We start from the raw sequence: 8,464 nt of genomic DNA on the forward strand, positions 1-8,464 counted from the left end.
CCTTGCCGAGATATTCAATTCATAACACAAAATTTGTGAATTGTCTCCATGTTTTCCTTCCTTGCTGTCGCGTTGGTCGGAAAACCGTCGTCAATTCACGCGCAATTCATCCCCCCCTGCCCTATCGGGTCAGACGTGGGGCTTCTGTCGGTTAAGCTAAATTATGGATTCTCACACCCACAGCGTCTCAGAAACTGCTATCAGGATTTCATGGTACATTGGAATCAGATTCTTTACCAGGAATATACTATTTACCAGAGTCTTTCCGCGCAGCAATTATTGTCATTCATCAATTACCACCTATTCCAGAAACATTGTGGTTAAGACTTTTGGGAAGAGGAACGGTACAAAAACGAGCAATTGATGAATTAGCTGCGTTACCATCAAATCAGCCTTATGTGAAAATCACATTAGAATTACTTTACAACCTGCAACAGAACTTGAGAATAAATCAAAGTCCAGAAATAGAAGCAGAAGATAGGGAGTTGATTATGAGATTAGCACCACTTTACCAACAAGAGCGAGAACTCGCTAGACAAGAAGGACTACAAGAAGGACTGCAACAAGGAGAACAACGAGGACTACAACAAGGAGAACAACTTCTGATTATCCGTCAGTTAAATCGCCGCATTGGTACAATGGACTCATCATTGATTCAACAAGTCCAAAAATTACCTGTTGCACAACTAGAGGAATTAGGAGAAGCCTTGTTAGATTTTACCTCAGTTACAGATTTACAAACTTGGTTACAATCTGTTAGCTAATCTTTTTCAAAAGACCGTTTATGATGTTTTCATGACTTTATGAAGAATGGCTCTACCCTTCCCTTTATGTACAACAACATTTATTGTAGGTTGGGTTGACGCTCATGTTACCCAACATTGGCGGTAGAACATAAAGAATTGAAAACTTTTTGATTTTGTCCCGCGAAAATAGGTATCGGGGGGGTTGACAATTGATTTTAAATTTGTTATCATAATTTTGATAAGGAAGAACTATCATAAAATTATATTCTCAAAAATCCCGCAAGGTGTAAGATAAACTTTTCTGCCTTGACCATATATTGCGTTGCTTTGCCCAACATAGGAATCTGCGTCCTAATTCTCTCGCCAAAGGTACAAGATATGGGTAAGATAAATTAGTTGCTATTTACCAAACCCCTGGGAGTTAGTTCTATGTTGAGTTTAAAAATCGCTGTTTATATTGTGGTTGGCTTCTTTGTCAGCCTTTTCATATTCGGGTTTTTGTCCAATGACCCAGCCCGCAACCCTGGCCGTCGGGACGCAGAATAAATATCCAACAAATCACCCCTAGTGGCTGGAAGGTAGAAAGAGGCTAATATGTAATTCAACCTTCCGGCTATTTTTTGCTTTTTGGTCAGCTTGAAAATATGTTTCATCCAGTATTGTCGCCTCAGCTACCTCCAAGTCTTGAATCTTTAAAACCTATTGATCATCTCGCTTCTGCTACTGTTGTCAAGATTAAAACTGATAGACGAAAACTGATAATTGTCGGTAAAAATCAGGATAATAAGTATCAATTAAATATCAGCCTAGTCAAGAAAGATGTTGTTACGAAAGCTTCTTCATCTTCACCAGAAAACTTAGCGCCCCAGTCTTTACCCACCTATCCTCAAGTCAACGGTGAAGTTAGTCATAAAAATCAATTATTTCTTGATAAATCGGTAGTTTTAGCAGCCACACCAATTCCCCCAACTGAGTCCGGTAATGTGAATTTACAGGAATCTGGAGGAAAATTTGATCTGTCTGTTGGTGACAAGAAACCTGCGGCTGCACCAGTCCAAAATCTGATTGAATTCAAGCTGAGAAATCCCGAAAATCGAGAGTCAACACCGACTACTGTGGAATTTCCGCCGTCACCCCAACTCCCACAAGTAGAGAAGATTCCCGCGGGGAAAGGCAGAGTTGTGGAGGTAATTGCCGATCGCCAGGAGTATGATGAGCAAAGGCGAATTGTTACGGCTGATGGTAATGTCGTGGTCAGATTTGATGGAGCAGTGATTGATGCGGATAGTTTGCACATCAATTTGGATAATTTGATTGCGGTGGGGGAAGGTAATGTAGCTTTGACTAGAGGTAATCAGGTACTGCAAGGAAAACGTTTTACTTATAATTTTATTCAAGACAATGGGGAGTTGGAAAACGGTAAAGGTGAACTTTATATCCCCACCACAGGTACAGATTTTGCTTTTTCACCGTCGCTTCCTACAGATATTACAGCGGGTGGTGTACCTAGCCAGCCTTTAAGTAATCGGATTCGTGCTAATCAACCTATAGCGGGTGTAAATAGTCCTGGAGGAATACAATTTAATGCTAGTGGTCAGTCAGATGTGCGAAATGTACCTGCACAAGAATCTGGAGGTGTGGTGAAGCGGTTACGTTTTGAAGCCCAACGGATTGAATTTTATCCGCGAGGGTTTCAAGCGCAAGATGTCAGAATTACGAATGATCCTTTTTCACCACCGGAACTAGAAGTTAGGGCGGAACAGGTGACGGTGACGCGAGAAGCACCTTTAATAGACCGGATTGTTACCCAGCGTCAACGGTTGGTTTTTGATCAAAAAGTTGTTATCCCTATTCCTGTGAATCGTCGAACTATAGATCGACGACCACGCCAAGTAAATCCTACTATTGTCTCTCCTGGTTTTGATACTGGTAAACGGGGTGGTTTGTATGTGGAACGCAGTTTTGAACCAATTAATACTGATCAAAAACGCTGGACTATTACACCCCAGTTCTATGTGCAAAGGGCGTTTAAAGATAGTGGGAATGTGGCCAGTTTATTTGGTGTGAAAAGTAAGCTGAATGCTGTTTTTGGTCCCAAAACTATTCTGGAAGGTACGGGAGAGTTAACTAGTTTTGATTTCGATCAGGTGGAAGATAGTTTGCGTGGAAGTTTGCGGTTACGCCAAATATTGGGTAATGTCAATCCTTATACATTGAGTTTAGAATCTAGTTACCGCGATCGCTTGTATAATGGTAGTCTTGGCTATCAAACTGTACAAAGTAGTATCGGTGGAATTATCTCTTCTCCCGTTATTCCTTTAGGCAAAAGCGGCATCAATCTTAGCTATCAAGGTGGCGCTCAATATATAGATGCAAACACGGATCGTCAAGATTTACTCTCCCCAGTGCGGAAAAATGATCGGATTTCGCTGAGTCGTTTACAAGGAAGTGTGGCTTTGAGTGGTGGTATCAATTTGTGGCAAGGGAAACCATTGGCAGCTACAGCGACTGAGGGACTAAAATATACATCTAATCCTGTTGTACCGTATTTGCAAGCGATCGCAGGTATCACGGGAACTACTAGCTATTATGGTAGCAGCGATAACCAAAGCACTTTAACTGGGACTATGGGTTTAGTGGGACAGATTGGGAATTTTTCTCGCCCTTACTTAGATTATACCGCCTTTAATCTCACCTATTCCCAGGGAACTAACAGCGGTTTATCACCTTTTCTCTTTGACCGTTTAGTTGATAATAAAGTCCTGAATGCGGGTCTTTCTCAGCAACTTTATGGACCGTTCCGGCTAGGTTTGCAAACATCCATTAACCTAGATACAGGTAAAGCTACTAGCACTGATTATATTATGGAATATAGCCGTCGCACCTATGGTATTAGCCTGCGTTACAATCCTGTTCTCCAGTTAGGTGGCTTTAGTATTCGTATTAGTGACTTTAATTGGACAGGTGGTACAGATCCATTTTCTAATGGAGAAGTTAAACCCGTTGTTGGTGGTGTAGTCCGTCAGGATAATTGAAAATCAGGAGTTATGAGTATTTAACAGTAAAGTAATTGTAAATGTAGTCCCAACATTGATTTTACCTACTTTGCACAATTTAGGGGTTTTTGGTAGTGCGGGCATCTTGCCCGCGTGAGCGAGACTTTGCACAATTTAGGGGTTTTTGGTAGTGCGGGCATCTTGCCCGCGTGAGCGAGACGCTCACACTACAGTCCATCATTTTTATCTTGACAAACTACTAGATCAACTAGATCCCCGACTTCTCCAAGAAGTCGGGGATCTAAACTCCTATCTAGGTTTTCCTAATGTCGTAATGTAGATAACTGCTTCATCCGTAGGGATACCCAATACTTCATTTACTTGGTCATCAAAAAAGCCAGCGATACCACTCACACCTAAGTTCAGACGAATAGCTGCTAAATTCAGCCTTTGTCCGAAAATACCTGCATCTAGGTGTAAATAACGGTAAACACGATCTCCATATTGAGAGATCGCATTTTTTAAATCAGCAGTATGAAATAATACTGCACCTGCATCTCTCCCTAATTCCTGTCCCAAACACAAAAAATGTAACTCCCGACGGCAATTTTTAAAGCGAATTTGCCGTAATTCTTGGGCTTTAGGTGCGTAATAATAACAGCCTGGATCTAATCCTTGCACTCCAGAAACAACAACAAATGTTTCTATTAAATTCAAGTCAAAATAATCAGGTTGGGGATCTAAATTTTGGTCAATGTAATTTTGTGGTTGATAAGTAAAATCAAGTAAAGCTTTCAGTTCATCAAAACTCAAATCATCACCAGTATAAGCACGAGTAGAACGGCGTTTATAGATAGTATTTGATAATTCTGATAAATTTTCTCCCCAAAAAATTGGTGTAGTTCGAGTCGAAAATTTTTCACAAAAAGGAAAATTGTATTTGTCTTCTAAAGACTTTTCTGATTGCACAGTTGGTAAATTTAACTTACCACCGTTACTAGCTGGAATTTGGGTGTTTAAATGAAAATATTTCAGTAGTTCACCATCAGGAATAGATGGATAATTAGTTGTAGTTGTCGAAGGTAAAGCCGTGCGTCCTAATGGTAAATTTTGGCTCACATCTAACAAATCTGCCAAAGCTAAAACAGCAGTTGTTCCTTCTTGTTCATGATCAATATAAAGTAATTCATTAACAGCTTCATCAGCAAAACCGCCAATTAAATGAGAGCGATAATCAGCAATATTACAAGCTAATTGAATATTACTTAAAAGATGCCCAGTGTCGAGAAAAATTCGCCGATAAGCCCTGTCTTCATAACGCCAAGCGGAACGATAAAAGACCGCAGTGGTAATAATAGCTAATTGGGTATTTTCTAGGGAAGGATGCCAAAAACAAGCTGCTTGTAAAGTTTGCCAAACATCACTTTCCCAAAAGTGCATTAAAGAATGAGTTCGACATTGATAATTATAAAGTCCTGGTGGTAATAATGGCGTACCGCGAGAAACTAAATATACTTCAGCCGGATATAACCCTCCCGCACTGGGCGCAGAACGTAAGTATACTGTATTACCCAAAGAAGGCATTTTTGCTGTGAGTCCATAACTGTGAAATAATAGTTGAGAAAGTCGCCACCACCATTTGGTATCTTGTTTATTAGCAACAGTTGCCGCTGTTTCTTGCAGATAGGGTTTGAGGTCTATATCAGAGCCAATTTTGTACTCTTTGAACGGTACTGGTTGTTTATTCCAGTCTAAATTACGACCTTTACCAGCCAGGGTTTCTGGGTGGTACTTAGTCCGGTCGTGATAGTGTTGGGAAATGGATTGTTCTATTTCTGGCATAGTAATTTTAATATCCTTGTAGTCCTACTCTTGATTTTGACATTTATTAGTTCCATTAATTCGTGCTAATCAGTACAATCATCAAAATTAAAAATTAACCCCAAAAAAGTTATTTTTCTGTTAGAATCCCGAATCACCTATCCTGGAGAAGATTGACCAAATGATGCCTGTACGTCAAACTTTATCAACATCTGATATTCAACTTTCTTATTTAGAATGGAGTCAAGGTCAAGAACCATTACTGTTATTACATGGTATGGCTGATCATGCTTTGGTTTGGTCTAGTTTGGGAGATTATTTAGCAGCAGATTATCATATAGTTGCGCCAGATATGCGTGGTCATGGTGAAAGTAGTAAGCCAGAACAAGATTATACCTTTGCCAGTGCAATTTCCGATCTAGAAGCATTAATGGATAAACTAGGATGGTCTGCGGCTCATATCGTCAGTCACTCCTGGACAGGAAAATTAGCCGCTATTTGGGCTAGAGAGAACTCAGCTAGGTTAAAAAGTATCACATTAGTAGATCCCATTTTCATCTGGAAAATGCCTAGTTTCCTAAAAATCACATTTCCCCTGTTGTATCGTGTTTTACCCTTCCTGAAAAGCATGGGACCATTTGCAAGTTACGAGGAAGCTGAACAAAAAATTAAACAACTCAGTCAATATCAAAATTGGAGTTCTTTGCAACAGCAAGTTTTTCAAGCCGCAATTGAAGAAAAACCCGACGGTACTTGGGGTAGCAAATTTACCATAGCAGCCCGTGATGGCATTTTCGACGCAGTCATGGAAATACCAGGTTTTATTCACCCAGTTGATACACCTGCCCTCTTTATACAACCAGAAAAAGGTGTAAACCGCCAAAATTGGCAAATTCAACCTTACAAAACCAACCTTAAAAACTTAAATTTGTGTCAAGTTCCCGGAAATCATTGGCCATTTCTAACCAACCCCACAGAATTTAATCAAACAGTTGCCACTTTTTTAGCAGCACAAACATGAGATAATTTCTAACTTTCACCAATCACCAATTACCAATCACCAATCACCAATTACCAATCACCAATCACCAATTACCAATCACCAATCACCAATTACCAATCACCAATCACCAATCACCAATCACCAAATTATGAGCCTTTGCATTAATCCAGTTTGTTCTCAACCTAATCATCCAGATAATGACGAAAACCGTTTTTGTCAAAGTTGTGGTTCTCAATTGGAATTGATAGGACGTTATCGAGTATTACGTTTATTAAGTGATAAAACTGGATTTGGCAAAATTTACGAAGCCTATCAACAAGACACCCCAAAAATCCTCAAAGTTCTCAAAGAAGAATTAACAAATGATAGTAAAGCCTTAGCACTATTTCAACAAGAAGCCAAGGTTTTACAACAACTAAATCATCCTGGTATTCCGCAAACAGAAGGTTATTTTCCCTATCAAACCAGAAATAATCTCATATTGCATTGTCTGGTGATGGAAAAAATTGCAGGACCTAATTTAGAACAATGGTTAAAGCAACAACAAAACCGCCCCATTTCTGAAGCCCAAGCCATAGTCTGGTTAAAACAATTATTAGAAATTTTAGATTTAGTTCATAACCAACAATATTTACATAGAGATATTAAACCATCAAATATCATGATTCGTCCAGATGGACAATTAGTATTAATTGACTTTGGTACAGCCAGAGAAATTACCAGAACCTATTTAGCAAATAGTGGAGGAATGACAGCAATTTCATCATCAGGTTATAGTCCTCCAGAACAAATGCGAGGACAAGCCATACCTTCATCAGATTTCTTTGCTTTAGGACGGACATTTGTATTTTTATTAACGGGATTTCCCCCCGAACAATTATATAATCCTCATTTAGATATCTTACAATGGCGACATCATGCCAATCATGTTTCTCCATTATTATTAGACTTCATTGATTGGTTAATATCAACAGAAGTCAGTAAACGCCCTAGCAATGCTGAAGAGATTTCTAGAAGATTAGCAGCAATTGAACATCAACTTACAGAAAATACATCCGCAACTGTGAATATTGGCGGGTTAGGAAAAACAGAAATAATTAATAAACTAACTACTAATAATACCGTTATTCCTCCACAAAGACAACCCGAAAAATTACCATTATTATCCTGGTTTGCAGCTTTAATAGTTTCTTTATTACTACTTTGGTGGGTATCATTAGCATTTAGAAATACTAAATTTGCGGCTTTACCTCCTGACTATGGACAAGCACCAGTTAAACAAGGCAAAGTTGATTATTTTCCCTATGAAGAAGGGAAAGATAGTCAAGGGAGAGTTGCCGAATTTAATATAGCAGTTTTATCAGTAGAATATAAATGGCAATTAGGCAGCACTTACCAAATTAAATATAATGATCAAACTATGACCCTTGATTCCTTAAAATCCAATTTAGAACAAGAAGGAATCCAAAAAATTATGGAAAATCCCAGCGAGATTATTTCTGTGGGAACAGCTTCTTGTGAAGGTAATATTACCGCCGAACAAAGTCGCGCTTTAGAACGTTCTCAACAAATTCAATTATTAGGAAAAAAGATATTTAGTAGTACACCCAGTGTGAAAGGTTATCGGTTATTAAATTTGGGACAATTTCAGAGAAAAGATTGTCAAGCCAACCAAGACTCAACAGCCTATCAACGCAGTATTATTATCATTGGGGTGAAAAAACAAGCCCAAGGGGTAATATTAGATGAAGCTTTAAGAGATAGATTAGAGAAAAAACCATTTGCTGATTTTAAATTAGAGGATTATTCTCTGGGTTCACCAGATAAATTTAAAACCATACCCAGTAATTTATAGTAGTTCCCGGTGTTATGAGGTACATATCTAGCGGGCAAGATGC

General features: G+C 39.0%; 5 protein-coding genes and 1 pseudogene. 5 read left to right on the top strand and 1 reads right to left on the bottom strand.

From position 1 onward, the window contains the following. Positions 1–158: 158 nt before the first annotated feature. The 3 genes and pseudogenes from PN450_RS02550 to PN450_RS02560 form a co-directional block, all read left to right on the top strand. Positions 159–764, top strand: a pseudogene (locus PN450_RS02550) (DUF4351 domain-containing protein); the annotation flags it as partial. Positions 765–1,175: 411 nt separating this feature from the next. Then, positions 1,176–1,292: a photosystem II reaction center protein I gene (locus tag PN450_RS02555; protein WP_083881405.1), complete on the top strand. Its 117-nt coding sequence runs from the start codon at positions 1,176–1,178 to the stop codon at positions 1,290–1,292. 98 nt (positions 1,293–1,390) lie between these two features. Then, positions 1,391–3,781 carry a DUF3769 domain-containing protein gene (locus tag PN450_RS02560; protein WP_271835332.1) on the top strand — a complete coding sequence of 797 codons (2,391 nt, stop codon included), beginning with the start codon at positions 1,391–1,393 and terminating at the stop codon, positions 3,779–3,781. A gap of 270 nt (positions 3,782–4,051) precedes the next feature. On the opposite strand, the gene PN450_RS02565 is transcribed toward PN450_RS02560, so the two are convergent. Further along, positions 4,052–5,584: a SagB/ThcOx family dehydrogenase gene (locus tag PN450_RS02565; protein WP_148759875.1), complete on the bottom strand. Its 1,533-nt coding sequence runs from the start codon at positions 5,582–5,584 to the stop codon at positions 4,052–4,054. A 160-nt stretch (positions 5,585–5,744) separates the two neighbouring features. Here PN450_RS02565 and PN450_RS02570 point away from each other — a divergent pair, with 160 nt between their 5' ends. After that, entirely contained in the window at positions 5,745–6,584 is an 840-nt protein-coding gene (locus PN450_RS02570; RefSeq protein ID WP_271835333.1) for an alpha/beta fold hydrolase, read from the top strand. 130 nt (positions 6,585–6,714) lie between these two features. Next, positions 6,715–8,421, top strand: a complete 1,707-nt coding sequence (locus PN450_RS02575) for a serine/threonine-protein kinase (RefSeq protein ID WP_271835334.1) — start codon at positions 6,715–6,717, stop codon at positions 8,419–8,421. The last annotated feature ends 43 nt before the right edge of the window (positions 8,422–8,464 follow it).

The organism is Dolichospermum lemmermannii CS-548, from assembly GCF_028330815.1.
Lineage (GTDB): Bacteria > Cyanobacteriota > Cyanobacteriia > Cyanobacteriales > Nostocaceae > Dolichospermum > Dolichospermum lemmermannii.

Excerpts from the sequence above, each read along its gene's own strand:
- PN450_RS02555 (WP_083881405.1), top strand. The coding sequence starts at position 1,176 with ATGTTGAGTTTAAAAATCGCTGTTTATATTGTGGTTGGCTTCTTTGTC.
- PN450_RS02560 (WP_271835332.1), top strand. The coding sequence starts at position 1,391 with ATGTTTCATCCAGTATTGTCGCCTCAGCTACCTCCAAGTCTTGAATCT.
- PN450_RS02565 (WP_148759875.1), bottom strand. The coding sequence starts at position 5,584 with ATGCCAGAAATAGAACAATCCATTTCCCAACACTATCACGACCGGACT.
- PN450_RS02570 (WP_271835333.1), top strand. The coding sequence starts at position 5,745 with ATGATGCCTGTACGTCAAACTTTATCAACATCTGATATTCAACTTTCT.
- PN450_RS02575 (WP_271835334.1), top strand. The coding sequence starts at position 6,715 with ATGAGCCTTTGCATTAATCCAGTTTGTTCTCAACCTAATCATCCAGAT.